Annotated in this window: 21 protein-coding genes and 1 pseudogene; 16 read left to right on the top strand and 6 right to left on the bottom strand. The window is 72.4% G+C overall.

What is annotated here, in order from left to right; translation table 11 throughout:
* Positions 1–14 precede the first annotated feature (14 nt).
* Both ABZU74_RS04400 and ABZU74_RS04395 read right to left on the bottom strand, forming a co-directional pair.
* A complete protein-coding gene (locus ABZU74_RS04400; RefSeq protein ID WP_355418430.1) occupies positions 15–320 on the bottom strand; it encodes a DUF202 domain-containing protein in 306 nt (101 codons plus the stop codon).
* Positions 317–709, bottom strand: a complete 393-nt coding sequence (locus tag ABZU74_RS04395) for a DUF202 domain-containing protein (RefSeq protein WP_355418428.1) — start codon at positions 707–709, stop codon at positions 317–319. The genes ABZU74_RS04400 and ABZU74_RS04395 overlap by 4 nt, the downstream gene beginning before the upstream one ends.
* Before the next feature lie 41 nt (positions 710–750).
* Here ABZU74_RS04395 and ABZU74_RS04390 point away from each other — a divergent pair, with 41 nt between their 5' ends.
* From ABZU74_RS04390 to ABZU74_RS04375, 4 genes are all read left to right on the top strand, one after another.
* Entirely contained in the window at positions 751–1,548 is a 798-nt protein-coding gene (locus ABZU74_RS04390; protein ID WP_355418426.1) for a GNAT family N-acetyltransferase, read from the top strand.
* Entirely contained in the window at positions 1,545–1,958 is a 414-nt protein-coding gene (locus ABZU74_RS04385; RefSeq protein WP_355418424.1) for a hypothetical protein, read from the top strand. The genes ABZU74_RS04390 and ABZU74_RS04385 overlap by 4 nt, the downstream gene beginning before the upstream one ends.
* A 187-nt stretch (positions 1,959–2,145) precedes the next feature.
* Positions 2,146–2,925: an electron transfer flavoprotein subunit beta/FixA family protein gene (locus ABZU74_RS04380; RefSeq protein WP_210865189.1), complete on the top strand. Its 780-nt coding sequence runs from the start codon at positions 2,146–2,148 to the stop codon at positions 2,923–2,925.
* 15 nt (positions 2,926–2,940) lie between these two features.
* Positions 2,941–3,900: an electron transfer flavoprotein subunit alpha/FixB family protein gene (locus ABZU74_RS04375; protein WP_355418422.1), complete on the top strand. Its 960-nt coding sequence runs from the start codon at positions 2,941–2,943 to the stop codon at positions 3,898–3,900.
* Positions 3,901–3,994: 94 nt separating this feature from the next.
* Here the strand turns inward: ABZU74_RS04375 and ABZU74_RS04370 are convergent, their stop codons facing one another.
* Entirely contained in the window at positions 3,995–4,804 is an 810-nt protein-coding gene (locus tag ABZU74_RS04370) for an anti-sigma factor (RefSeq protein ID WP_355418420.1), read from the bottom strand.
* Positions 4,758–5,213: pseudogene (locus tag ABZU74_RS04365) on the bottom strand (RNA polymerase sigma factor); the annotation flags it as partial. The pseudogene ABZU74_RS04365 and the gene ABZU74_RS04370, both read right to left, overlap by 47 nt.
* Positions 5,214–5,221: 8 nt before the next feature.
* Here ABZU74_RS04365 and ABZU74_RS04360 point away from each other — a divergent pair.
* From ABZU74_RS04360 to ABZU74_RS04335, 6 genes are all read left to right on the top strand, one after another.
* Complete coding sequence (locus ABZU74_RS04360) at positions 5,222–5,875, top strand: class F sortase (RefSeq protein ID WP_355418418.1); 654 nt, start codon at positions 5,222–5,224, stop codon at positions 5,873–5,875.
* Between the two features lie 104 nt (positions 5,876–5,979).
* Positions 5,980–7,155: a cysteine desulfurase family protein gene (locus ABZU74_RS04355; protein WP_355418416.1), complete on the top strand. Its 1,176-nt coding sequence runs from the start codon at positions 5,980–5,982 to the stop codon at positions 7,153–7,155.
* 238 nt (positions 7,156–7,393) lie between these two features.
* Positions 7,394–8,467: a tRNA 2-thiouridine(34) synthase MnmA gene (gene mnmA / locus ABZU74_RS04350; RefSeq protein WP_355418414.1), complete on the top strand. Its 1,074-nt coding sequence runs from the start codon at positions 7,394–7,396 to the stop codon at positions 8,465–8,467.
* 37 nt (positions 8,468–8,504) lie between these two features.
* Entirely contained in the window at positions 8,505–9,509 is a 1,005-nt protein-coding gene (locus tag ABZU74_RS04345; protein WP_355418412.1) for a methionine synthase, read from the top strand.
* 36 nt (positions 9,510–9,545) lie between these two features.
* Complete coding sequence (locus ABZU74_RS04340) at positions 9,546–9,914, top strand: VOC family protein (RefSeq protein WP_355418410.1); 369 nt, start codon at positions 9,546–9,548, stop codon at positions 9,912–9,914.
* Positions 9,915–9,941: 27 nt separating this feature from the next.
* Complete coding sequence (locus ABZU74_RS04335; protein ID WP_355418408.1) at positions 9,942–10,955, top strand: ADP-ribosylglycohydrolase family protein; 1,014 nt, start codon at positions 9,942–9,944, stop codon at positions 10,953–10,955.
* 321 nt (positions 10,956–11,276) lie between these two features.
* Here the strand turns inward: ABZU74_RS04335 and ABZU74_RS04330 are convergent, their stop codons facing one another.
* Positions 11,277–11,813, bottom strand: a complete 537-nt coding sequence (locus ABZU74_RS04330) for a type II toxin-antitoxin system PemK/MazF family toxin (protein ID WP_355418406.1) — start codon at positions 11,811–11,813, stop codon at positions 11,277–11,279.
* A gap of 294 nt (positions 11,814–12,107) precedes the next feature.
* On the opposite strand from ABZU74_RS04330, the gene ligA reads away from it, so the two are divergent.
* The 6 genes from ligA (at position 12,108) to ABZU74_RS04300 (ending at position 23,087) form a co-directional block, all read left to right on the top strand.
* Positions 12,108–14,243, top strand: a complete 2,136-nt coding sequence (gene ligA / locus ABZU74_RS04325) for an NAD-dependent DNA ligase LigA (protein ID WP_355418404.1) — start codon at positions 12,108–12,110, stop codon at positions 14,241–14,243.
* Positions 14,244–14,400: 157 nt separating this feature from the next.
* The gene (locus ABZU74_RS04320) at positions 14,401–17,091 is read left to right on the top strand and encodes an EAL domain-containing protein (RefSeq protein ID WP_355418402.1); all 2,691 of its coding nucleotides are present in this window, start codon (positions 14,401–14,403) and stop codon (positions 17,089–17,091) included.
* A 145-nt stretch (positions 17,092–17,236) separates the two neighbouring features.
* On the top strand, positions 17,237–17,542 hold the full coding sequence (gene gatC / locus ABZU74_RS04315) for an Asp-tRNA(Asn)/Glu-tRNA(Gln) amidotransferase subunit GatC (RefSeq protein WP_091393256.1): 306 nt from the start codon (positions 17,237–17,239) through the stop codon (positions 17,540–17,542).
* A gap of 76 nt (positions 17,543–17,618) precedes the next feature.
* A complete protein-coding gene (gene gatA / locus ABZU74_RS04310) occupies positions 17,619–19,094 on the top strand; it encodes an Asp-tRNA(Asn)/Glu-tRNA(Gln) amidotransferase subunit GatA (RefSeq protein WP_355418400.1) in 1,476 nt (491 codons plus the stop codon).
* A 13-nt stretch (positions 19,095–19,107) separates the two neighbouring features.
* Positions 19,108–20,607, top strand: coding sequence for an Asp-tRNA(Asn)/Glu-tRNA(Gln) amidotransferase subunit GatB (gene gatB, locus ABZU74_RS04305; protein ID WP_355418398.1), 1,500 nt, complete (start codon positions 19,108–19,110; stop codon positions 20,605–20,607).
* 122 nt (positions 20,608–20,729) lie between these two features.
* Positions 20,730–23,087, top strand: a complete 2,358-nt coding sequence (locus ABZU74_RS04300; RefSeq protein ID WP_355418396.1) for a pyruvate dehydrogenase — start codon at positions 20,730–20,732, stop codon at positions 23,085–23,087.
* Between the two features lie 37 nt (positions 23,088–23,124).
* On the opposite strand, the gene ABZU74_RS04295 is transcribed toward ABZU74_RS04300, so the two are convergent.
* Positions 23,125–24,735 (bottom strand): metallophosphoesterase, encoded by a 1,611-nt coding sequence (locus tag ABZU74_RS04295; RefSeq protein ID WP_355418394.1) that lies wholly within the window; start codon positions 24,733–24,735, stop codon positions 23,125–23,127.
* Positions 24,736–24,739 lie beyond the last annotated feature (4 nt).

Genomic DNA, 24,739 nt, shown 5'->3' with positions numbered 1-24,739 from the left:
CTCACCCGATCCCGTCACCACAGTCCGCGCAGCACCACCAGCACCCCCAGTAGCGCCAGCACGACAGTGCCCACCGTGACCAGGGGCAGGGTCCGACCGCCGGTGCGGGCCGGACCGGTGCCGGTGCCACGGGGCCAGCAGAGCACCAGGAGGGCGCCCCACACCAGCACGGTGCCGCCGGCGATCACCGCCCCGGTCGGGTCGCCCGTCAACGCCAGCCGGACGGCGAGCACCGTCACCACGGTCACCGTGAGCAGGGTGCGCCGCCAGGCCAGCCGGGTCCGCTCCGGTTGCAGCCCCGGGTCGCGTCCGCTGCTCACGGCCCGCCGACCGCCCGGACCAGGACGGCGACGACCAGCAGCACCGCGCCGACGCCGACGGCGAGGGCGAGGACGGCGGGAAACCGGGACGCGGGTAGTTCCTCACCGAGCCGGATGGCCCGCTCGGTACGCGCCCAGTGGTCCACCGCGCGGATCGCGACCGCCGCGCCGAGCAGCAGCAGCGCCACCGCGATCACCTCCCGCAGGTGGCTCATCGGCAGGGGCGGCAGGAACTGCGCGGTGGCCAACCCGCCGCCGACCAGCGCCAGCCCGGTGCGCAGCCAGGCGAGGAACGTGCGCTCGTTGGCCAGGGAGAACCGGTAGTCCGGCGGTTCACCGACCGAACGCAGCTCGGCCGGGTCGAACCATCGTCTGATCGCCTCCCACACGGAGCCGATTATCCGCTTCCCATCCCGCTTAGCCTGGGCCGGTGACTGATCTCGACATTCTGACGCTGCGTGCCGCCTACGACAACCAACTCCGCCCGGAGATCCCCGACCCGGTGCCGGCCGGGGTGACTGTGGAGCGGGACGGGCCGCTGGTCCGGATCTCCGGGCTCGACGCCGGTGGGTTCATCACCTACCGCGACCTGGGCGGGTTGACCGGCGACGCGCTGGACGAGCTGATCGCCCGGCAGGTGCGGTTGTGCCGTGAGCGAAGCGAGTCGGCGGAGTGGAAGCTCAACGAACACGACGAACCGGCGGACCTGGCGGACCGCCTGCGCGCCGCCGGCTTCGTGCCGGAGGACCGGGAGACCGTCGTGGTCGGCCCGGTCGCGCCGCTGGCCGCCGCGCTGCCGGTCGTTCCCGAGGGGGTACGCCTGCGTGAGGTGACCGCCCGGGAGGACCTGGAGCGGATCGCCGCCATGGAGGAGGAGGTCTGGCAGGAGGACCGCTCGCACCTGGTGTGGGGGCTGGCCAAGGAGATCGACGCCGACCCGACCTCGATCACCGTGGTGGTGGCCGAGGCGGGCGGGACGGTGGTGAGCGCCGGCTGGGTACGGTTCCCGGCGAACACCGGCTTCGCCACGCTGTGGGGTGGCTCGACACTGCCACAGTGGCGGCGGAAGGGCGTCTACCGGGCGCTTGTCAACTACCGGGCGCGGCTGGCCGAACAGCGGGGGCGGACGCTCATGCAGGTCGACTGTTCCGAGGACAGTCGGCCCATCCTCCAGCGGCTCGGCCTCGTCCCGGTCACCACCACCACCCCGTACGTCTACACTCCGTGATCATGGAGCAGCGGTTGACGGACGAGGAGCGGTTGACCCTCAAGACCGGCGCCTTCGGTGCTGTCTTCCTGGTCTCCAACGCCGACCCGGGGGTCCTGGGGGTGATCCGGGAGAGCATCGCCGCGTCCGACGCGCTGGCCGACGCCAGTGGCACGGTCAAGGAGGCGTTGACCACCGGCCCGCTGCCGCGGCTTCCCCGGGACTCGCAGCTGGAGATCGAGTCGGTGGTGCTGCCGGCGCTGGGGCGGGCGATGCGGATTCTGCGCGAGAAGTCCCCGCGGGACGTCGACGCGTACCGCGATCTGGTGTTGGCCGCGGCGGACCAGGTGGCCCGGGCGCACGACGGGGTGGCGCCCGCCGAGGCGGCGGCCATCGACCAGATCCGGGTCGCGTTGACGGGGCCGGCCTGACCGGCCACGTGTCGGTGAGCTGTGTCACCCTGAGTGCTGCGGGGACGCAACCTACTGGCAGGTAACATTGCCCCGTGGGCAACTGCACAACCGCCCGCGGTTGACCTGGCGTCGACCGACGCGCGACGCTGCGCCCCAGACCGGGCGAGCGAATCGCAACACCACACAGGAGGGTCGTCGAAGCGCGATGAACATCGTCGTACTCGTCAAGCAGGTGCCTGATTCGGGCGCGGACCGCAACCTGCGCAATGACGACAACACCGTCGACCGCGGTTCGGCGAACAACGTGATCAATGAGATGGACGAGTACGCCATCGAGGAGGCCCTGAAGATCAAGGAGGCGCACGGCGGCGAGGTCACCATCCTGACCATGGGTCCGGACCGGGCGACCGAGTCGATCCGTAAGGCGCTCTCCATGGGCCCGGACAAGGCCGTGCACGTGCTGGACGACGCCCTGCACGGCTCGTGCGCCGTCGCCACCTCGAAGGTGCTCGCCGCCGCACTCGGTCAGCTCGGTGCCGACCTGGTCATCTGCGGCGCAGAGTCCACCGACGGCCGGGTCCAGGTCATGCCGCACATGATCGCCGAGCGGCTGGGCGTCGCGGCGCTCACCGGTGCCCGCAAGCTCACCGTCGACGGCGCGACGCTGACCGTCGAGCGGCAGACCGAGGAGGGCTACGAGGTGGTCACCGCCTCCACCCCGGCCGTGGTCTCCGTCTGGGACACCATCAACGAGCCGCGCTACCCCTCCTTCAAGGGCATCATGGCCGCCAAGAAGAAGCCGGTGCAGACGCTCTCGCTGGCTGACCTCGGGGTCGCGGCCGACGAGGTGGGCTTCGACGGGGCCACCAGCGCCGTCGTCGAGCACACCAAGCGCCCCCCGCGCTCCGGCGGCGCCAAGATCACTGATGAGGGCGAGGGCGGCGTCAAGCTGGTCGAGTTCCTCGCCACCGAGAAGTTCGTGTGAGAGGGGGGTCCTGACATGTCTGAGGTTCTCGTCGTCGTCGAAGCCACCAAGGAATTCGGCGTCAAGAAGGTCACCCTGGAAATGCTCACCCTCGCGCGTGAGCTGGGCACCCCGAGCGCGGTGGTGCTCGGTGGCGCCGGCACCGCCGAGGCGCTGAGCGGCAAGCTGGGCGAGTACGGCGCGGAGAAGATCTACGCCGCCGAGGGTGACGAGATCGACGGCTACCTGGTGGCCCCCAAGGCGACAGTGCTGGCCGAGTTGGTCAAGCGGGTGCAGCCGGCCGCCGTGCTGCTGGCGTCGGCCCAGGAGGGCAAGGAGATCGCCGCCCGGCTCGCCGTCAAGCTCGACAACGGCATTCTGACCGACGTGTTCGGGCTGGACGCCGACGGCACCGCGACCCAGGTCGCCTTCGCCGGCTCCACGATCGTCAAGTCCAAGGTCACCAAGGGCCTGCCGCTGGTCACCGTCCGACCCAACTCGGTCACCCCCGCCCCGGCGGCGGCCACCCCGGCGATCGAGCAGCTCACCGTGTCGGTCACCGACACCGACAAGCTGGCCACTGTCGTCGAGCGGGTCGCCGAGCAGAAGGGCTCCCGCCCCGAGCTGACCGAGGCCGGCGTGGTCGTCTCCGGGGGTCGCGGTGTCGGCAACGCCGACAACTTCAAGCTGGTCGAGGAGCTGGCCGACCTGCTCGGCGGCGCCGTCGGCGCATCCCGGGCCGCCGTCGACTCCGGCTTCTACCCGCACCAGTTCCAGGTGGGCCAGACCGGCAAGACGGTCTCCCCGCAGCTCTACGTCGCGCTCGGCATCTCCGGTGCCATCCAGCACCGGGCCGGCATGCAGACCTCGAAGACCATCGTCGCGGTCAACAAGGACGGCGAGGCGCCGATCTTCGAGCTGGCCGACTTCGGTGTGGTGGGCGACCTGTTCAAGATCGTCCCGCAGGCCGCCGAGGAGATCCGCAAGCGCAAGTGACAGTGCGACATGTCAGTGGCCGCCCGTTCGCACGGGCGGCCACTGCCATGTGGGGAGCTGATCGGCGAGCCGGGGAGCTGAGCCGGCCCGCCGATCAGCCCGTCAGGGTGCCCCTCAGCAGGCTGTCGCCGGAGTGGCGGGTGTTGTTGTCGTACTGCTCGGCGGAGACGTCGACCACCGAGTAACTCTTGAGGTCGACATTCGGCGGCAGGGGCAGCAGGGCATCCGAGCCGCCCCCCAGGGTGCCGACCGAGAACATCTCCATCGTCGTCGGGTTGATGAGCCAGACCTCGTAGTACCCCGGGACGCTCGGGAGATTCGCCACATGCAGATGTAGTTGGCCGCCCTGGAAAACCCGGGCGTCGCCCTTGGCCGCCGGCGGTGTCGCCCCGTACGCCGCCAGCGGCGCGGTCGCCACCACCACCGGCGTCGGGGTGGGCGTCGGGTCGTCCGGTCGGAGCACCGAGACGGTGCCCACCACCCCGACCGCCGCGGCGGCGGCCGCGGTCACCGCGGTGGCCGCCCACCGGGACCAGCCACGACCCCGGCGGGATCGCCGTGCCGGGTCCAGTCGGGTCACCGTCGACTCGGCCGCCGCGCCCGGCACCTGCTCGCCCGTCGTCGTGTCGGCCTGCTCGGGCACCCGGTGTCGACGGGTCTCGGTCAGCAACGGCCCGGCCTCCGCGGCCCTGACCTGGGCCTCGATGCCCTGCCAGATGTGCTCCGGCGGGTCGGGCAGATCGGCCAGGCCCTGCGTCTCGGTGCCGAGCCCCGCCACCTGCTGAAGGCTCGCCACCTCCGCACGGCAGAGCGCGCAGGTGCCGAGGTGGGTGCTCTCCCCGTTGTCCGCCTCGCTCTCACCGAGCGCCAGAAATACCAGCCGGTCGTGGTCCAGGTGCTGCACCGTCCACCTCCCATCTGCGCTTCAAGCTCGCCATGCCGCGTCGGATGTGACTCTTCACGGTGCCCAACGGCACACCGGTCACAGTGGCTATCTGCTGATGTGTCAGGTCGTCGTAGAAAGCCAACTCCAGCATGCGCCGCTGGTCGTCCGGGAGACGAGCCAACTCGTCGGCGATCACCAATCGGTCCACCACACGGTCCGGGTCCGGCTCGGTGGGCGCCGGCTCGGGCAGCTGTCGGACCGTCTCCACCACCCGGGTCTCCCGGGCCGAGGCGCGCATCCGGTCGATCACCTTCCGCCGGCCGATGCCGAGCAACCAACCGATCAGCGACCCCTTGGCCGGGTCGAACGTGTCGCGACCCAACCAGGCGGCGACGAACGTCGCCTGGGTGACGTCCTCGGCGTCGCTGGCCGCAAGTGACGGTGCGCAATCGCGGCGCGCTGGCGGCCCTGGCCGCCGGCGTTGCCGCGCTCACCGTCGCCGCTCTGGTGGCGTGCGCCAACCAGCCGACCGGGACCGTGGGAGCCGAGGAGGCGAGCACGCTGGCCAGCCCCGCTCCGACCGCCGCCAGCGCCCCGTCGGTGCCGGTGACCGCCGGTGAGCTGCCCGCCGGCCCGAAGATCATCCCGCCGGTACGGCTGCTGATCCCGGAGATCGACGTCACCGCCACCGTCAACGCGGTCGGCATCAACGACCGGACCAACGAGTTCGAGGTGCCGCCGAGCGTCGACCAGATCGGCTGGTACCGCTACGGCCCCGGCCTGGAGGCGGAGGCCGGCTCGGTGGTCATCGCCGGTCACGTGGACAGCGCCAAACAGGGCAAGGGGGCGTTCTTCCGGCTGCGTGAGCTGGACCAGGGCGACACGGTGACCGCGACCGGCAGTGACGGCGAGGTGCGGCGCTACCGGGTCGTCGCCCGGGAGGAGTACGCCAAGAGCAGGTTCCCGCTGGACCGGTACTTCGCCCGCGACGGCAAGCCGCGGCTGACCCTGATCACCTGTGGTGGGCCGTTCGACGCCAAGGCCCGCAAGTACCGCGACAACATCGTCGTCACCGCGGTGCCCGCCTGACCGGGTCCGCGCGGATCCGGTCAGGGTGGAGTTCCACCCCGGCCGTTGCGTGCGGTCCCCTCCGGCATCCGGTCCCCAAGGTGTCGGCCGTACGCTGAACGGCGATGGCTTACCTGGATCACGCGGCGACGACCCCGATGCTCGACGAGGCACTGGAGGCGTACGTCGCTACCGCCCGCGAGGTCGGCAACGCGTCCTCCCTGCACGCGGCGGGCCGTCGTGCCCGCCGCCGGGTCGAAGAGTCACGGGAGCGGGTGGCCGCGGTGCTGGGCGCCCGGCCCTCTGAGGTGATCTTCACGGGCGGCGGCACGGAGAGCGACAACCTCGCGGTCAAGGGCATCTTCTGGGCCCGCGAGGGAGCCGGGCCCGACCGCCGGCGGGTGGTCTCCAGCGCCGTCGAGCACCACGCGGTGCTGGACGCGGTCGACTGGCTGGCCCAGCACGAGGGCGCCGAGGTCGGCTGGCTGCCGGTGGACGCCGTCGGTCGGCTCGACCCGCAGACCCTGCGCGCCGAACTGGCCGCCCATGCCGACCAGGTGGCCGTGGTCACCGCGATGTGGGCGAACAACGAGGTGGGCACCGTCCAGCCGGTGGCCGAACTGGCCGCCGTCGCCGCCGAACACGGTGTGCCCTTCCACACCGACGCCATCCAGGCCGTCGGTCAGGTGCCCGTCGACTTCGGGGCCAGCGGAGTCGCCGCGCTGACCGTCACCGGGCACAAGTTGGGCGGCCCGACCGGCGTGGGTGCGCTGCTGCTCGCCCGGGACGTTCCGGCCACGCCGCTGCTGCACGGCGGCGGCCAGGAACGCGACATCCGCTCCGGCACCCTGGACACCGCCGGCATCGTCGCCTTCGCGGTCGCCGTCGAGACGGCCGTGAAGGGCCAGCAGGAGTACGCGGCCCGGGTGGCCGCGCTCCGCGACGACCTGATCGAGCGGGTTCGTCAGGCGGTGCCCGAGGTGATCTACAACGGCGACCCGACGGACCGGCTGCCCGGCAACGCGCACTTCTCCTTCCCCGGCTGTGAGGGCGACGCGCTGCTGCTCCTGCTCGACGCGCAGGGGATCGCCTGCTCGACCGGCTCCGCCTGCTCGGCCGGGGTGGCCCAGCCCTCGCACGTGCTGCTCGCGATGGGCGCCGACGACGACCGCGCCCGCTCCTCGCTGCGCTTCACCCTGGGTCACACCAGCACCCAGGCGGACATCGACGCCCTCATCGCGGCCCTGCCGGCAGCAGTCGACCGAGCCCGCCGAGCCGCCGCCCTCCGTACCCCCCGCTAGCTCCTCTCCTCCCGCCACCCCGCGTCCCCGCGTCCCCGCGCCCGCCCCTCCTGTGGTCGATCATGGAGTTGTGGTGCCTTAAAGGTGGCGAATAGTGGCTTTTGTTGCCCACCACAAGTCCATGATCGACGCTGTTCGGGGGCGACGGCGTGGGTGACGGGGGTTGCTTTGCGGCCTGGCGAGGGGGTGCGGGGCGGGTGGGTAGGCTGGTTGTGGGGACGGGAAGGGGAGTGGGTCGGTGAGGGTTCTGGCGGCGATGTCAGGTGGGGTTGACTCGGCCGTGGCGGCGGCGCGGGCGGTGGCGGCCGGGCACGAGGTGACAGGCGTGCACCTGGCGCTGGCCCGCAACCCACAGACCTATCGGACCGGGGCGCGCGGCTGCTGCACCCTGGAAGACTCCCGGGACGCCCGGCGGGCGGCCGACGTGATCGGCATCCCGTTCTATGTGTGGGACATGGCCGACCGCTTCCACGAGGACGTGGTCGACGACTTCGTCGCCGAGTACGCCGCGGGCCGTACGCCGAACCCCTGCCTGCGCTGCAACGAGAAGATCAAGTTCGCGGCGGTGCTGGATCGGGCGGTGGCCCTGGGCTTCGACGCGGTGGTGACCGGGCACCACGCCCGCCTCGGCGCGGACGGGCTTCTGCGGCGCAGCGTCGACCTCGCCAAGGACCAGTCGTACGTGCTCGCCGTGCTCACCCGTGAACAGCTCGACCGCTCGATCTTCCCGCTCGGCGACTCGACGAAGGCGCAGGTCCGCGCCGAGGCTGCCGAGCGTGGCCTGGCCGTGGCCGACAAGCCGGACTCGCACGACATCTGCTTCATCGCCGACGGGGACACCCGCGGCTTCCTCGCCGGCCGGCTCGGTGAGGCGCCCGGCGACGTGGTGGACGCCTCCACCGGCGCGGTCGTCGGCAGTCACACCGGCGCGTACGCGTACACGGTGGGGCAGCGTCGCGGGCTGCACCTGGACCGGCCCGCCCCGGACGGGCGGCCACGCTACGTGCTCTCCATCACCCCGAAGACCAACACGGTGACGGTCGGCCCGGCTGAGGCGCTGGAGGTGTCCGACGTGCACGCCGTACGTCCGGTCTGGACCGGCGGCGCCCGTCCGGACGCGCCGGTCGAGTGCGAGGTGCAGTTGCGCGCGCACGGCGACGTGGTGCCGGCGACCGTCGCCCTCGACGGTGACCGGCTGCACGCCGAGCTGCGCCGACCGGTACGCGGCGTCGCCGCCGGTCAGGCCGTGGTGGCGTACCGACCGGACCCGGCCGGCGACGTCGTCCTCGGCTCCGCGACCATCACCGGCTGACCGCACGGCCGGGGTGTCCGCGGGATAGCCTTCGCCCGTGACAGATCAGGCGTGGCCCTGGCCGGCGGGCGCGGCAACCGGAATTGGTTCGCTGCCCGGCACCGACATCGGCGAGGCGCAGCGGGTGGTCCTCGGTGAGCTTCCCGAGCTGCCCCACCTGCCCGAGTTGCCGGCCCGTGGACCCGGAGCGGACATGATCGGCCGATCCGCCGGGTTGCTCGTCGAGCTGCCCGTCGAGGTGTACGCGGGGCGGTGGCGGGTCGCCCCACGCCCGGGCCGCGACCTGCGCCGGGCCCGTGACCTGATGGAACGCGACCTGGACCAGCTCGCCGAGCAGGCCGAGGGGTACGCCGGGCCGATCAAGGTGCAGGCCGCCGGGCCGCTCACGCTGGCCGCCTCCCTGGAGCTGCCGATCGGTGGTCGACTGTTGCGCGATTCCGGTGCGGTCCGCGACCTGACCGGCTCCCTCGCCGAGGGGCTGCGCGCGCACGTGGCGGCGGTCGCCCGCCGGCTGCCCGGGGCGTCGGTACTGCTGCAACTGGACGAACCGTCACTGCCGACCGTGCTGGCCGGGCGGGTGCCGACCGAGAGCGGGCTGGGCGCGTACCGGGCTGTCGAGTCGGTGGACGCCGCCGCCCTGCTGCGCACTGTCGTCGAGGCGGTCGGCGTGCCGACGCTCGTGCACTGCTGCGCCCCGGACGTGCCGCTGGAGCTGATCCGCTCCACGGACGCCGTCGCGGTCGCCCTCGACCTGGACCTCGTCACCGACCTGGACCCGCTGGGCGAGGCGATCGACGCTGGCCTCGGGTTGTTGGCCGGGGCCGCGCCGACCCGGCCCCCGTCGGCCGGTGGCGCGCCGACGTCCGTACAGATCGCCGACCGGGTACGCCAGCTCTGGGACCGCCTCGGCTTTCCCCGTCGGCAGCTCGCCGAGCAGGTGGTGGTCACCCCGGCCTGCGGTCTCGCCGGTGCGACGCCGGAGTACGTGCGGGCGGTGCTCGCCGCGTGCCGGGACGCCGGCCGGCGCTTCGCCGAGGACTGAGGTTTCCTGTCGTACCCGGTGGGCAGGATGGCGGTCATGATTGGACAGCTGCGTTCAGTGGTGATCGACTGCCCGGATCCGCGGGCGCTGGCGGCGTTCTACGCCGAGCTGCTCGGTTTGCCTCTCGTCGAGGAAGACACCGACGATGACGAGTGGGTGGTGCTGGGCGGCCCGCCCGGTCACCAGCCGCGCCTCGCCTTCCAGCGGGCGCTCAACCTGCGGCCACCGGCCTGGCCGGATCCGGAGCGCCCACAACAGTTCCACCTCGACGTGACGGTGGACGACATCGAGGCCGCGGAGAAGGCGGCGCTCGCGCTGGGGGCTCGGCGGCTGCCGGGTGAGGGCGAGGGTTTCCGGGTCTACGCGGATCCGGCCGGCCACCCGTTCTGCCTCTGCTGGGACTGACATCGCTGTGGGTTGCGGCGGCCGGGCATGATGGCCGCCGTGATCCACACCTCTGCGCTACGCGCCTCCGGTTCGCTGTTCGGCCTCGCCTACGGTGACGCGCTGGGCAAGCCGACCGAGTTCCTGACCGTCGCCGAGATCGAGCGCCGGTACGGCCCGGCCGGTCCGCGTGAGCTGGCCGGCGAGCCGGCGCTGGTCACCGATGACACGCAGATGGCGCTTGCGGTGGGTTGGGCGCTGCACGAGGCGCCGTCGTTCACCCCGGAGGTGGTGGAGCCGCTGCTGCGGCGACGCTTCCTGGCCTGGGCGGTCAGCCCGGACAACAACCGTGCCCCGGGGATGACCTGCCTGCGCGCCTGTGCGGAGCTGAGCCGTGGGGTGCGCTGGCAGGAGGCGACAGTGGTCGACTCGAAGGGCTGCGGGGCCAACATGCGGGTCACCCCGGTCGGCCTGCTCGACGTGGACGTCGACACGCTCGCCGGGTTGGCCCAGTTGCAGGCCGGGCTGACCCACGGCCACCCGACCGGGCTGGCCGCCAGCGAACTCACCGCGTACGCGGTTCACGCGCTGCGCGCGGGTGCCACGCTTGCTGAGCTGCCTGGGGTTCTCACCGAGCGGGCACTGTCCCAGCGCCTGGTCTACCGGGAGCGGTGGCTGGGTGATCTCTGGCAGCGCGCCGGGTTCGGCACACCGGAGGAGTTCATCGTCCAGGGCTGGGACGAGTGCCTGGCGGTGCTGGGCCGACTGACCAACACCCTGACGCGGCCGGACGACGGCGGTGACCCGTGTCAGGCCACCGGGGAGGGCTGGGTGGCCGAGGAAGCGCTGGCCACCGCGCTGCTCTGCGCCGTACGGCACGCCGACGATCCGGTCGCGGCGCTGGCCCGGGGCGCGACCACCGCCGGCGACTCCGACTCGATCGCCGCCCTGGCCGGGGCCTTCGTGGGCGCGGCCGTCGGCATGACCGCCTGGCCGCGCGAGTGGGCCGACCGCATCGAGTACGCGGACCAGCTGGCCACGCTCGGCGCGGCCTGGGACTGACCCGGCGCGACCCGCCAGCCGTGCGTTGGCGCGGCCGGCCAGGCGTGTCTTGGCGCGGCCGGCCCGGCGTGTCTTGGTCCGGCCGGCCAGGCGTGTCTTTGGCGCGGCCCGCCAGCCATGATCGACTCGGGTTCATGAAAACCGGGGTGTCCGAGGCCTCAGGACACCGCGACTTTCAGGAACCCGAGTCGATCATGGCGGCGTTCGAGGGCGGGAACGGCCGGGACCCATCGTCGCCGGTGAGTGGCCACTAGGGCGGTCGACTGGCGGTCGAGGGCGGTCAGGAGATGCGGAGGTGACGCAGGCCGCGCGCCTGGGCGGTCAGGAGGTGGGGAGGTGGCGCAGGCTGCGCACCTTCCGCCACAGGTCGGCGTCGCAGCGGCCGGCGTGGTCGGCGAAGGCGGCCGAGCTGAGCCGGATCGGCTCGGTGAGGCTGAGGTAGCTGTCGTGCTCCGCGCCAGGGTCCCAGTCCCGGGTGGGGATCCGGACGTGGTCGTCCCGGTCGCTCTTGTCCTGGCTCGTGATCTTCAAGACGTCGGCGCCCCGGGAGTCGGCGCGCAGCACCAGACACGGGCGCACCTTCGACCCGGTGCCGTCGGCGTACGGCACGTCGGCCCACCAGATCTCACCGGGCGCCGGGGTGTCGCCGCGCCGGTCGGTGTCGCGTGAGCGCGGTTTGGTGGACGGCCGCTCCGCGCCCCGGGGCCGAGGCGGGGCGGAACGACGGCCATCGCTGCCACCCCGACCTGGCCGGGTCTCCGGACGCCGGTTGGCCACCCGGTGCCGCCAACTGTTCCACGCCCAGCCGGCGGCAACCGCCAGCAGGATGGCCGCCGCCCAGAGCAGTGCCGCGCGCATCCGTACCTCCGCGTCCCGGCGACCCGCCGGTCGCGCCGTCCGGCGATCCTTGCACGTCGCCGCCCGTGCCGCCCGCCAACTACACCGCGGCTGAGCCAGCCACGGTCACCCTGAGCGCCTGCTGGTGGGTAGCTGGATCGGCCCGTTGACCACCATTGAGCATCAACTGATCACTGATCCGGCTGAGGGCGAGGTCGCTCCGGGCGCGGGCGGGCGGCGGATTGTCCCACCGGCCCGATACCGTGCCGGAGTAGCGTGATCAGGGAGGTCGCAGGCGTGTCCGAAGGTGGCGGTGTGTCCGAGGAACAGATCGGTCAGCAGGTCAGCCCGGCGCAGGAGGCGGCGGCCGGGGCTGAGCCGACGCCGCAGGCCCGGGAGCGGCATGCCGCGCTCAGCCAGGAGTTGACCGAGCACCAGTACCGCTACTACGTCCTGGACGCGCCGACCATCCCCGACGCCGATTTCGACAGGCAGTTGCGCGAGTTGGAGGCGTTGGAGGAGGAGTTTCCGGCGCTGCGGACGCCCGATTCGCCGACCCAACGGGTGGGCGGCACGTTCTCCACCGACTTCACCCCGGTCACCCATGCCGAACGGATGCTCTCGCTCGACAACGCTTTCGCCGACGAGGAGTTGGCGGCCTGGGCCGACCGGGTCGAACGGGACGCGGGCGGTCCGGTGCCCTACCTGTGCGAGCTGAAGGTCGACGGGCTGGCGATCAACCTGACCTACGAGAACGGCCGGCTGGTCCGGGCCGCCACCCGGGGCGACGGGCGCACCGGCGAGGACGTCACCGCCAACGTGCGCAGCATCCGGGACGTGCCCAGTCAGCTCGCACCGTCCGCCGAATTCCCGGACATTCCCGAGCTGGTGGAGGTCCGGGGCGAGATCTACTTCCCGATCGCCGCGTTCGCCGATCTCAACGCCGGTCTGGTGGAGCAGGGCAAGGCGCCCTTCGCCAACCCCCGCAACGCCGCCGCGGGCAGCCTGCGACAGAAGGACCCACGGATCACCGCCACCCGGCCGCTGCGCCTGGTGGTGCACGGCATCGGCGCCCGTCGGGGGTTCCGGCCCACGGCGCAGTCCGAGTCGTACGCCGCACTGAAGTCGTGGGGGTTGCCGACCAGCGACCGGTGGCGGGTCGTACCGGACCTGGCCGGCGTGGCGGAGTTCATCGCCTACTACGCCGAGCACCGGCACGACGTCGAGCACGAGATCGACGGCGTGGTGGTAAAGGTCGATCCGGTCTCCATCCAGGGCCGGCTCGGGTCGACCAGTCGGGCCCCGCGCTGGGCGATCGCCTTCAAGTACCCGCCGGAGGAGGTCACCACCAAGCTGCTCGACATCGACGTCAACGTGGGGCGCACCGGCCGGGTCACCCCGTTCGCCGTGCTCGAGCCGGTGCGCGTGGCCGGCTCCACAGTCGCGCTCGCCACCCTGCACAACGCCCGCGAGGTCGAGCGCAAGGGCGTGCTGATCGGCGACACGGTGGTGCTGCGCAAGGCCGGCGACGTGATTCCCGAGGTGCTCGGCCCGGTGGTCGACCTGCGGCCCGCCGACGCCCGGCCGTTCGTCATGCCGACCAGCTGCCCCGCCTGCGGCACCCCGCTCGCGCCGTCGAAGGAGGGCGACGTCGACATCCGTTGCCCCAACACCCGCAGCTGCCCGGCGCAGTTGCGGGAGCGGGTGTTCCACCTCGCTGGCCGGGGCGCGTTCGACATCGAGGTGCTCGGCTACAAGGGCGCGGCCGCCCTGCTCGACGCGGAGATCATCAGCGACGAGGGTGACCTCTTCCAGCTCGACGCCGAGCAGTTGTCCCGGTCGCCGTTCTTCGTCAACAAGGACGGCAGCCTGGGCAGCAACGCCACGAAGTTGCTGGACAATCTCGCGGTCGCCCGGGAACGGGACCTGTGGCGGGTGCTGGTGGCGCTCTCCATCCGGCACGTCGGCCCGACCGCGGCGCAGGCCCTCGCCCGGCACTTCCGCTCGATGGACGCCATCGACGCGGCCACCGAGGAGGAGCTGTCCTCCGTCGACGGGGTCGGGCCGACGATCGCCGCCAGCATCCGGGAGTGGTTCGCGGTGGAGTGGCACCGCGAGGTGGTCCGCAAGTGGGCCGAGGCCGGCGTACGGATGGCCGAGGAAGCGGTCGACGAGGGGCCGCGCCCGTTGGAGGGGTTGACAGTGGTGGTGACCGGCACCCTCGCCGGTTTTTCCCGCGACCAGGCTGCCGAGGCCGTGCAGAGCCGGGGCGGCAAGGTCAGCGGGTCGGTCTCCAAGAAGACCAGCTTCGTGGTGGTGGGGGACAACCCCGGCTCGAAGGCCGACAAGGCCGCCAGTCTCAAGGTGCCGGTGCTCGACGAGGACGGGTTCCGGCTCCTGCTGGACGCCGGCCCGGATGCCGCCCGGGACGTCGCTCAGCTGGGCGGCTGACCCCGCAGGCGGCTGGCCACGGCGGCTGGCCGCGTATACCAACTTAATTACGACTACGACCGATTCGTGACTGTCATACCGGGAAACTGGGGGGCGAGGGCGTTTCATTGGGTCACGGCGCGCGCACCGGCACGCCGATGGTCGGTCGGGAGGTGTGGTGGAGGTCGCCGACCCACGCAACTCGCTTCCTGCGGGACGGGTCGCACCGTTCGCTGCCTTCGTCGCCAGCATCCTGGCGGTCGCCGCGCTGACCGCTGCCGTCCCACTCGCGACGCTCCCCGGCGAGTTGTCCGAGCTGCCGGTGGCGTTCTGGACGATGGCCGTGCTCGCCGTGGTCTGCGACGCGCGCCCGTTCGTGCCGCCGGGGCGTCGGCAGACGTCGGCGGTGTTCCCGTCCACCTGCTTCACCTTCGCGATCCTGCTCGGTTGGGGTCTCGGCCCGGCGGTGGTGGTGCAGGCGGTGGGAGTGGTCGTATCCGGCTGGCGGATGGGGCACGCCGCCTGGCGCACGGCCTTCAACGTCGGCCAGTACGCGTGCGCCCTCGCCGCCGCGTACGGGGTGATCCAGCTCGGCTCGGGCACCATCTTCTCCGGCGGGCGGCTGCACTGGACGGACGTGGCCGCCGTCGGCGGCGCCGCGCTGGCCTGGTTCGTCGTCAACTACGGCTTGGTCAGCTGGGCGGTACGGCTGCGTTTCAAGGATCGGTGGTGGCCCACCGTCCGCCAGGGTCTCGGCTTCGAACTGCTCTCCACCGGCTCACTGCTGCTGCTCGCCCCGGTGCTGGTCGCCGCGGCGCGGGTCAGCGCCGCGCTGATCCCGCTGGTGCTGGTGCCGCTCTTCGCCGTCTACCGAATGGCGCGGTTGACGAACGAACAGCAGCACCTCGCCGCCGCCGACCCGCTGACCGGGCTGCCCAACCGCAAGGCCCTGCTGGCGGAGGTGGCGGAGCAGGTGCACCTGCACGCGGAGCGGACCGCCCGCGGTGAACCCGACGGGCAGTTGGCGCTGCTGCTGATCGACCTGGACCGCTTCAAGAACGTCAACGACGCCCTCGGGCACGCCGTGGGTGACCGGCTGCTGGTCGAGGTCAGCGCCCGGCTCACCGACGTGCAGCCGCGACCACAGATGATCGCCCGGCTCGGTGGTGACGAGTTCGCCATCGTGATGACCGGGCTGACCGACGTCGCTCAGGCGCGGGAGTTGGCCGACCGGGTGGTCCAGGCGCTGGCCGAGCCGGTGCCGCTCGACGGGCTGCCGTTGGACGTGGGCGGGTCGATCGGGATCGCCCTCTTCCCGGAGCACGGCGAGGACTTCGCCACCCTGATGCGCCACGCCGACGTGGCGATGTACGACGCCAAGCACCGCAACGACACGGTGGCCGTGTACGCCCCGGAGTCCGACCACAACTCCGCCGAGCGACTCGGCCTCCTCGCCGACCTGCGCCGCGTCCTGGAGGCCACCCCAACGGCCGAGTTGCCGTTCGGCACCGAGTCGGCAGGTCAGGGCCAGGGCGAGAGGCAAGGCGAGGGTGTTGTCGCGCAGCCGGACGGGGACGGCCGGCACGGCGTGCCGAGCGACGCCGAGCGGTCGGCGGACGTACCCGTCGTCGCGTCTGGCGAAGGCGAGCGGACGGCCGACGTACCCCTCGTCGCCTCGGCGGAGGTGCGCGGCGGTGACGGTGCCGCGCTGCCCACCGCAGCTCCGGGCCGGCCCGCGCCAGCGGCGGACCCGGCGCCGGCGGTCGCCACGGCACCGCCGGGAGTTGCTCGGTGGTGGCCCCGTCGTCGGCGCACCGACGCCGAGTTGGCGCACTCCGATGAGCTGATCAACCGGATCGCCACCGGAGCCGACCCGATCCGGGGGCGTAACTCCCGGGCCACTGTCGCCGGCACCCGTTCCGGGCCGGCCAGGCGCGCCGGGGGCGGAAACGGTCGGCGGTCCCCGAACGGGAGCGCTGTGGGCAGGGGTCGCACAGGGGCGCGGCGGGACGTCGGGCCGGGTACGCCTGGGCAACCCGTCGAACCGACCGGGTGGGCGCACGCCGACGAGGAGCCGGCCGACGACGCCGGTGAAATCACCATGTACTACCAGCCGCAGATCGCCATCGCGACCGGCGAGGTGGTCGGGGTCGAGGCGCTGCTGCGGTGGCGGCACCCCCGGCGGGGCATGGTCGACCCGGAGGAACTCATCCGGGTCGCCGAGCAGAGCGCCGTGATGCGGCTGCTCACCCGTCGTGTCGTCGACGACGTGGTGGAGCAGCTCGCCAAGTGGTCGGCGGCCGGTGTCGGCCTGCGCGCGGCGCTGAACGTGAGCGTGCGCGACCTGCACACCGGCGAGATCGCCGACCAGATCGCCGACCGGCTGGCCCGCTACGGGGTACCGGCCGAACGGCTGCAGGTCGAGATCACCGAGGGCGCGTTGATGGCCGACCCGCGCCGGGTGCTGGCCACCATCTCCCGGCTGCACCGGATCGGGGTGGCCATCTCGCTCGACGACTTCGGCACCGGCTACTCCTCCCTGCAGCACCTGCGCCGTCTGCCGCTGTCCGAGGTGAAGGTGGACCGGTCGTTCGTCCTCGGGATGGCCGACGACGCCGACGACGCGGCGATCGTCCGGTCGATGATCGAGCTGGCCGGCGCGCTGGGGCTGCGGGTGGTCGCCGAGGGTGTCGAGGACGAGCGGACCTGGCGGATGCTGCACGCCGCCGGCTGCGATGCCGCTCAGGGCTGGTTCTACGCCCGGCCGATGCCGGCCGAGGAGTTGGTGACCTGGCTGGCCCGGTACCGGCCGGTCCGCCCGACGGGCGGGCTCCCACAGCCGGACGTCGCTCGCCGCCCCACCCGCTGAGCCGGCACGAGGGCCGCCGGAGGGGGAGTCGGGGACGCGGCACCGGAGCGGAACAATAGACTCGCTCCGGTCACCGCGTGTCACGCTCCACCTGTCGCGCGGCCGGCACACCGCCCGAACAGCAGGAATTCAGAAGGGGGCACGGATGGCCGCCATCTCCCGCGAGGAGGTCGCGCACCTGGCGCGCCTGTCGCGGCTCGCCGTCACCGAGGAGGAGCTGGACACGTTCGCCGGCCAGCTCGATGTGATCCTCCAGGCGGTCGCCCAGGTCGGCGAGGTCGCCGCCGCGGACATCCCGCCGACCTCGCACTCGGTGCCGCTGACGAACATCTTCCGCGAGGACGTCGTCACGCCGTGCCTGACCCCGGAGGAAGCGCTGTCGGGCGCGCCCGATGCCGAGGACCAGCGGTTCCGCGTACCGCGGATCCTGACCGAGGATGTGGCCTCATGAGCGAGCGCCAGCGAGTGAATCAGCAGTGCAGCGCGGTGGTGCCTCATGGCGTCGCGGAGCGAAGCGGAGTGACGGCATGAGCGATCTGACTAGATTGACCGCGACGGAGATCGCGAGCCTGGTCGCCGGGGGCGAGACCTCGGCCGTCGAGGTGACCCAGGCGCACCTGGACCGGATCGCCGCGGTCGACGAGCGGGTGCACGCCTTCCTGCACGTCGACACCGACGGCGCGCTCGCCGCGGCCCGCGCGGTGGACGAGCGCCGGGCCGCCGGCGAGGAGTTGGGCCCGCTCGCGGGTGTGCCGGTCGCGGTCAAGGACGTGCTCGCCACCCGTGGCGTGCCGACCACAGTGGGGTCGAAGATCCTCGAGGGTTGGCGCCCGCCGTACGACGCGACGATCGTGCAGCGGCTGCGGGAGGCCGGCACGGTGATGCTCGGCAAGACCAACATGGACGAGTTCGCGATGGGCTCCTCCACCGAATACTCCGCGTACGGTCCGACGCACAACCCGTGGGACCTGAGCCGGATCCCGGGTGGCTCGGGTGGTGGCAGCGCCGCCGCGCTGGCCGCGTACGAGGCGCCGCTGGCGATCGGCTCGGACACCGGCGGCTCGATCCGCCAGCCCGGCGCGGTCACCGGCACTGTGGGTGCCAAGCCCACCTACGGCGGCACCTCCCGCTACGGGCTGGTCGCGTTCTCGTCGTCGCTGGACACGCCCGGCCCGTGCGCCCGCAACGTGCTCGACGCGGCCCTGCTGCACCAGGTGATCGCCGGGCACGACCCGCGTGACTCGACCTCCATCCCGCAGCCGGTGCCGGACGTGGTGGCGGCGGCAAAGCTCGGCGCGACAGGTGACCTGACCGGCGTGCGGCTCGGCATCGTCAGCGAGTTCGTCGGCGAGGGCGCCGAGCCGGGCGTCATGGCGGCGTTCCGCGAGTCGGTGGACGCGCTGACCAAGATGGGCGCCGAGGTCGTGGAGATCTCGTGCCCGACGTTCGCGTACGCGCTGCCGGCGTACTACCTGATCGCCCCGAGCGAGTGCTCCTCCAACCTGGCCCGGTTCGACGGCGTCCGGTTCGGCCTGCGGGTCGGCGACGACGGCAACCGGTCGCTGGAGGAGGTCATGTCGCTGACCCGGGAGGCCGGTTTCGGCCCGGAGGTCAAGCGCCGCATCATGGTCGGCACGTACGCGTTGTCGTCGGGCTACTACGACGCGTACTACGGGCAGGCGCAGAAGGTCCGTACGCTGATCACCCGGGACTTCACGGCCGCGTTCGAGCGGGTCGACGCGTTGATCTCGCCGACCACCCCGTTCACGGCCTTCCCGATCGGCGCCCGCACCGCCGACCCGTACCAGATGTACCTGGCCGACCTGTTCACCATCCCGACCAACCTGTACGGCGGGCCGGGCATCTCGGTGCCCTGCGGGCTCTCCGACGGGCTGCCGGTCGGTCTGCAGGTGATGGCCCCGACGATGGCCGACGACCGGATGTACCGGGTCGCCGCCGCGTTGGAGTCCGCCGTCGGCACGTTCACTCCACCGGCACTGTGAGGCAGGAGCCCCGATGACCACGACACTGCCCGCGTACGACGAGGTCGTTGCGCGCTTCGAACCGGTGATCGGCCTGGAGACCCACGTCGAGCTGGGCACGAACACCAAGATGTTCTGTGGGTGCCCGACCGACTTCGGTGGCGAGCCGAACACCCGGGTCTGCCCGGTGTGCCTGGGGCTGCCCGGTTCGCTGCCGGTGGCCAACAAGGCGGCCATCGAGGCGATCATCCGGATCGGTCTGGCATTGAACTGTTCGATCGCCGAGTGGTGCCGGTTCGCCCGGAAGAACTACTTCTACCCGGACATGCCGAAGAACTTCCAGATCAGCCAGTACGACGAGCCGATCTGCGTCGACGGTTACCTGGACGTCGAGGTCAACGGCGAGACGGTGCGGATCGAGATCGAGCGGGTGCACCTCGAGGAGGACACCGGCAAGACGCTGCACGTCGGCGGCTCCACCGGCCGCATCCACGGCGCGACGGAGTCGCTTGTCGACTACAACCGGGCCGGCATCCCGCTGGTCGAGATCGTCACCAAGCCGATCACCGGCACCGGTGCGCTCGCGCCCGACGTGGCCAAGGCGTACGTCACCGAGCTGCGCGACGTGATCCGCACCCTCGGGGTCTCGGACGTGCGGATGGAGGAGGGTTCGCTGCGCTGTGACGTGAACACCTCCCTCAACCTGCCGGGTCAGGAGTGGGGTACCCGCACCGAGACCAAGAACGTCAACTCGCTGCGGTCGGTGGAGCGGGCGGTCCGCTCGGAGATGCTGCGGCAGGCGTCGGTGCTGGACGCGGGCGGCCGGATCACCCAGGAGACGCGCCACTTCCACGAGGACACCGGCGACACCACGCCGGGTCGCTCGAAGGAGACGGCCACCGACTACCGGTACTTCCCCGAGCCGGATCTGGTGCCGATCGCCCCGGACCCGGCCTGGGTCGCCGAGCTGAAGGCCGCCCTGCCGGAGCTGCCCCGGGTGCACCGGCGTCGGCTCCAGGAGCAGTGGGGTCTCTCCGACCTGGACATGCAGTCGGTGCTGAACGCTGGCGCGGTCGAGCTGATCGAGGCCACCGTGGCCGCCGGCACCACCCCGGCCGCGGCCCGCAAGTGGTGGCTGGGTGAGCTGTCCCGCCGGGCCAACGAGAGCGGCGTGGAGCTGGCCGAGATCGGTGCCACGCCCGCCCAGGTCGCCGAGCTGCAGGGGCTTGTCGACGCCGGCAAGCTCAACGACAAGATGGCCCGCACGGTGTTGGAGGGCGTGGTCGACGGTGAGGGTTCGCCCACCGAGATCATGACCAGCCGGGGCCTGGAGGTCGTCTCGGACACCGGCGCGCTCACCGCCGCCGTGGACGAGGCGATCGCCGCGAACCCCGGCATCGCCGACAAGATCCGCAGCGGCAAGGTCGCTGCTGTCGGCGCCCTGGTCGGCGCGGTCATGAAGACCACCCGGGGCCAGGCCGACGCGAAGACCCTGCGTGAGCTGATCCTGGAGCGCCTCGGCGTCCAGGGCTGAGATCCACCCGGAGCAGGCCGTCGCCGTAACCCGGCGGCGGCCTTCCGCCACCCCCTGTCGACCACGCGGCCACCCCGCACCCCTCGCGAGGGCGTCAACGGCGACGCCTGGATGGAGCCACCGTGACCGAGCACGACCTCGATGTTCTCGACGAGATCCAGCGGCGGGTGCTCTGGCTCGCCACCCGGATCGTGGACGCCGCCAACCATGACCGGGCCACCGGCGACGGTGTGAAGGTCGGCGGCCACCAGGCGTCCAGCGCCTCCCTGGTCACCGCGATGACCGCGCTCTGGTTCGCGCATTTGGACGCCGAGGACCGGGTCGCCGTGAAGCCGCACGCGTCCCCGGTGTTCCACGCCATCCAGTACCTGCTCGGCAACCTGGACCGCTCGTATCTGCCCCGGCTGCGGGCCCGTGGCGGCCTCCAGTCGTACCCGTCGCGCACCAAGGACCCGGACGCAGTGGACTTCTCCACCGGTTCGGTCGGCCTGGGCGCGGCGGCGCCGCTCTTCGCCGCCGCCACCCGGCGATACGTGGACGCGCACTTCGGGGCCCGCCCGCACTCCCGGTTCGTGGCGCTGATCGGTGACGCCGAGTTGGACGAGGGCAACATCTGGGAGGCGGTCGCCGACCCGGCCACCACCGGGCTGGGCAACGTCATGTGGCTCGTCGACTTCAACCGGCAGTCGCTGGACCGGGTGGTTCCCGGCATCCGGATCAACCAGTGGCGGGGCCAGTTCGAGGCGGCCGGCTGGCACGTCGTGGAGGTCAAGTACGGCCGCCGGCTCGCCGAGGCGTACGCCCGGCCGGGCGGCGAGGCGCTGCGGGACTGGATCGACGCGATGCCCAACGAGCAGTACCAGTCGCTGTTCGGGCTGACCGGGCCGACGCTGCGCAAGCAGTTCCTGGACGGCGCGCCGACCGGCATCGCCGAGCTGATCGCCGACGTCTCCGACGAGGAACTCGGCCCGCTCGTCACCGACCTGGGCGGGCACGACCTGGCGGCGATGCTGGACGCGTACGCCCAGTGCGACGCGGTCACCGACCGGCCCAGCGTCGTCTTCGCGTACACGGTGAAGGGTTGGGGGTTGCCCATCGCCGGCAATCCGCGCAACCATTCCGCGCTGCTCAGCCCGGAGCAGGTCGACACGCTGCGCGCCGCGCAGGGGTTGACCGCGGAGACCGAGTGGGACCGCCTCGACCCGGCGTCACCCGCCGGCATCCAGGCCGGCGCCCGCCGGGAGGCGCTGTCCCGCGCGCCGCGCGAGCGTGCGCTGGGGGTCACCGTTCCGGAGAGCACCGGAGTACGCGCCAACAAGCCGATCTCCACCCAGGAGGTCTTCGGTCGGGTGCTGGTGGACCTGGCGCGGGACCGGGAGGTGGGCCGCTACCTGGTCACCACCGCCCCGGACGTGGCCACCTCCACCAACCTCGCCGGGTTCATCAACAAGACCGGGGTGTTCGCCCCCACCGAGCAGCGCTCCTGGACCGAGGACCGGATGCTGCGCTGGACGGAGAGCCCCGCCGGGCAGCACATCGAGCTGGGCATCTCGGAGATGAACCTGTTCCTGCTGCTCGGTCAGCTTGGGCTGTCCTGGGACCTGTCCGGGCAGCCGCTGCTGCCGGTGGGCACTGTCTACGACCCGTTCGTGCTGCGCGGCCTCGACGCGTTCCTGTACGGCACCTACTCCGGTTCCCGGTTCGTGGTGGCCGGCACCCCGTCCGGCATCACCCTCGCCCCGGAGGGCGGCGCCCACCAGTCCACCATCACCGCCTCGGTCGGCCTGGAACTGCCTGGCGTGACCTTCGTCGAGCCGGCGTACGCGGCCACCCTCGACTGGCTGCTCTGCGACGCGCTCGGGCAGATCGCCGGCGGGTCGGTCCCGGCCGCGACCGCCGCACCCGGCGAGGACGGCGCGTACTACTTCCGGTTGAGCACCCGACCGCTGGATCAGGCGCCGTTCGAGGCGGCCCGGGCGCGGCTCGGCGACGCGGTGCTGCGCCGGCAGGTCGTCGCCGGGGCGTACCGGCTGGTCGACGCGCACCAGGCGTACCCGCACCTGGTCGACGCCCCGGTGGTGCAGTTGGCCGCCTCGGGCGCGGTGCTGCCCGAGGTGCTGGCCGCAGCGGCGGAGCTGGCCGACGAGGGCATCGCCGCGCACGTGGTGGACGTGACTTCGCTGGACCGGCTCTACCGGGCCTGGCAGCGCACCCTGCGCCAGGGCGTACGGACGGCCACGGTGCCCAGCGTGCCGGGCGCGCTGCGGTCCGCGTTCGCCGATCGGGTGCCGGTGGTGACAGTGCACGACGCCGCGTCGCACGCGATGGCCTGGCTCGGTTCGGCGGTCGGCGCACCGGCGGTGCCGCTCGGCGTGGACGAGTTCGGCCAGTCCGGCAGCGTCGCCGAGCTGTACGAACTGCACGACCTGCTGCCCGGCAGCATCGTCAACGCCGCGCTGGCCGCCATCGCCCTCCGCTGACCCGGCCGCGCCCGCCGGTCCGCTGGTGGGCGTCGGCTCAGCCGGTCGGCGTCGGCGTGGGCGTGGGTGTGGCGGGGACGCCGCCGCTCGGCGTGGGTGTGGGCGTGGCGGGGACACCGCCGGTCGGGTTCTCCACCAGGCGTCGTTCCAGGTTCACCTGGGCCTGCCCGGTGCCGCCGACGGTGATCGTGTCGTACGCCTGGAGCAGCTTCTGCTGGTCGAAGTAGAGCACGCTCATCGACAGCGGGGTGGGCTTCTCGCCCTCCAGGCCCCGCAGCCCGGCGCCGCCGGTGGACCCCTCCACCATCAGCGTGGTGGGCTGCTGCCCGGGTGCCTGCGGCAGCTTGGAGACCTGCCGGGCGTGGGTGTGCCCGGCCAGCACCAGCGGGCAGGTGCCGGCGAGCGGCCCGGCCGACGCCGGGTCGTGCACGAGAGCGATGTTGACCGGTCGCGGTGAGTTGCGGATCGTCGTGGCGAGCTGGTTGCCGGCACCGATCACCTGGTCGGCCACCTGCTGGGTCAGCCCGCTGCCGGCCGGGGAGGTGTTCTTGTCCGGGGTGAAGCGCGGGTCGCCGATGCCGGCGATGGTCAGCCCGGCGACGGTCGTTGTGGTGTTGTTCAACACGATCGCGTTCGGCTGGCGGGCCACCGCGGCGGCGGTCTTGCCGGAGTCGTGGTTGCCCCGGATGAAGACGTACGGCTTCTTCAGCAGGCCGATCGAGGCGACGAAGGAGGCCTCCGGTTCGCTGCCCCAGTCGGTGATGTCCCCGGTGTCGATCACCACGTCGATGCCGAACTGCTCCACGACCGTCCGGATCAGTTGCCAGCCGGTCGGGTTGAGGTGCATGTCGGAGACGTGCAGCACCCGCGTGGTGCCCGGGGTCGGCTCCAACAGCGGAAGCGCCGAGACGGTCGTGTAGAGCTGGCTGACGTTGCCGACCAGGCGCTGCAACTGCTCCGCGTACTTGGTGTAGTCGTTGGCGATCCGCCGGGCGTCACCGACGATGGCCGGCGCGTTGACCAGCAGCCCCTCGTAGCGGGGTTCCTCGATGGCCTGCGGGCGCACTGTCGCCGCCGCCGTGCCGAGGCTGCCGGCGGTGACCAGCAGCGCCAGCCCACCCGCCCAGGCGGTGCGCCGGACGTTGCGGAAGATCAGCCCGGCCAGGATCAGGGTGACCAGCACCGACGCGCCGAGGGTACGCAGGCCGAGGCGCATCACCCCGGAGCGGACGTCCTCCACGGCGCTCTGGCTGGCCCGGCTGATGCTGGCCGGGTCGTCGATCAGGGCCTCGGTGCGCCCCTGGTCGAGCGCGCCCAGCCGGACGGTGAGGTGGGTCGGCCCGTCGTGGCTGTCCAGCAGCAGCGCGCCGAGCGGCGGGATGTCGACGGTGGTGCCGCCGTCCCGGGCGGGGGAGATGCTGAGGTTGGCCCGGAACGGCCCGATGTCGGTGCTCACCTGGCCACCGGCCAGCACCCCGAGCACCGCCCCGCCCAGGGCCACGGCGAGGACGGCGACGATCAACCCGAGGCGGCGCAGCGGGCCGGCGGCAGCCACCCGCCAACCGGCCGGGCGCGACTGATCGTCGCCGGTCACCGGGTCGTCCCGGTCATCGGCGTCGTCGTGCCGCTCGTCGCGTTGCCCGTCCATGCTG

Source organism: Micromonospora sp. NPDC005171, from assembly GCF_040608575.1.
In the GTDB taxonomy this organism is placed as follows: domain Bacteria; phylum Actinomycetota; class Actinomycetes; order Mycobacteriales; family Micromonosporaceae; genus Micromonospora.
This window is presented reverse-complemented; position numbering and strand designations above follow the sequence as displayed.

Bases quoted from the DNA above. Each gene is read 5' to 3' on its own strand.
- ABZU74_RS04380 (WP_210865189.1), top strand. From the start codon at position 2,146: ATGAACATCGTCGTACTCGTCAAGCAGGTGCCTGATTCGGGCGCGGAC.
- ABZU74_RS04375 (WP_355418422.1), top strand. From the start codon at position 2,941: ATGTCTGAGGTTCTCGTCGTCGTCGAAGCCACCAAGGAATTCGGCGTC.
- ABZU74_RS04355 (WP_355418416.1), top strand. From the start codon at position 5,980: ATGGCTTACCTGGATCACGCGGCGACGACCCCGATGCTCGACGAGGCA.
- ABZU74_RS04340 (WP_355418410.1), top strand. From the start codon at position 9,546: ATGATTGGACAGCTGCGTTCAGTGGTGATCGACTGCCCGGATCCGCGG.
- ABZU74_RS04335 (WP_355418408.1), top strand. From the start codon at position 9,942: ATGATGGCCGCCGTGATCCACACCTCTGCGCTACGCGCCTCCGGTTCG.
- ABZU74_RS04330 (WP_355418406.1), bottom strand. From the start codon at position 11,813: ATGCGCGCGGCACTGCTCTGGGCGGCGGCCATCCTGCTGGCGGTTGCC.
- gatC (WP_091393256.1), top strand. From the start codon at position 17,237: ATGGCCGCCATCTCCCGCGAGGAGGTCGCGCACCTGGCGCGCCTGTCG.
- gatA (WP_355418400.1), top strand. From the start codon at position 17,619: ATGAGCGATCTGACTAGATTGACCGCGACGGAGATCGCGAGCCTGGTC.
- gatB (WP_355418398.1), top strand. From the start codon at position 19,108: ATGACCACGACACTGCCCGCGTACGACGAGGTCGTTGCGCGCTTCGAA.
- ABZU74_RS04295 (WP_355418394.1), bottom strand. From the start codon at position 24,735: ATGGACGGGCAACGCGACGAGCGGCACGACGACGCCGATGACCGGGAC.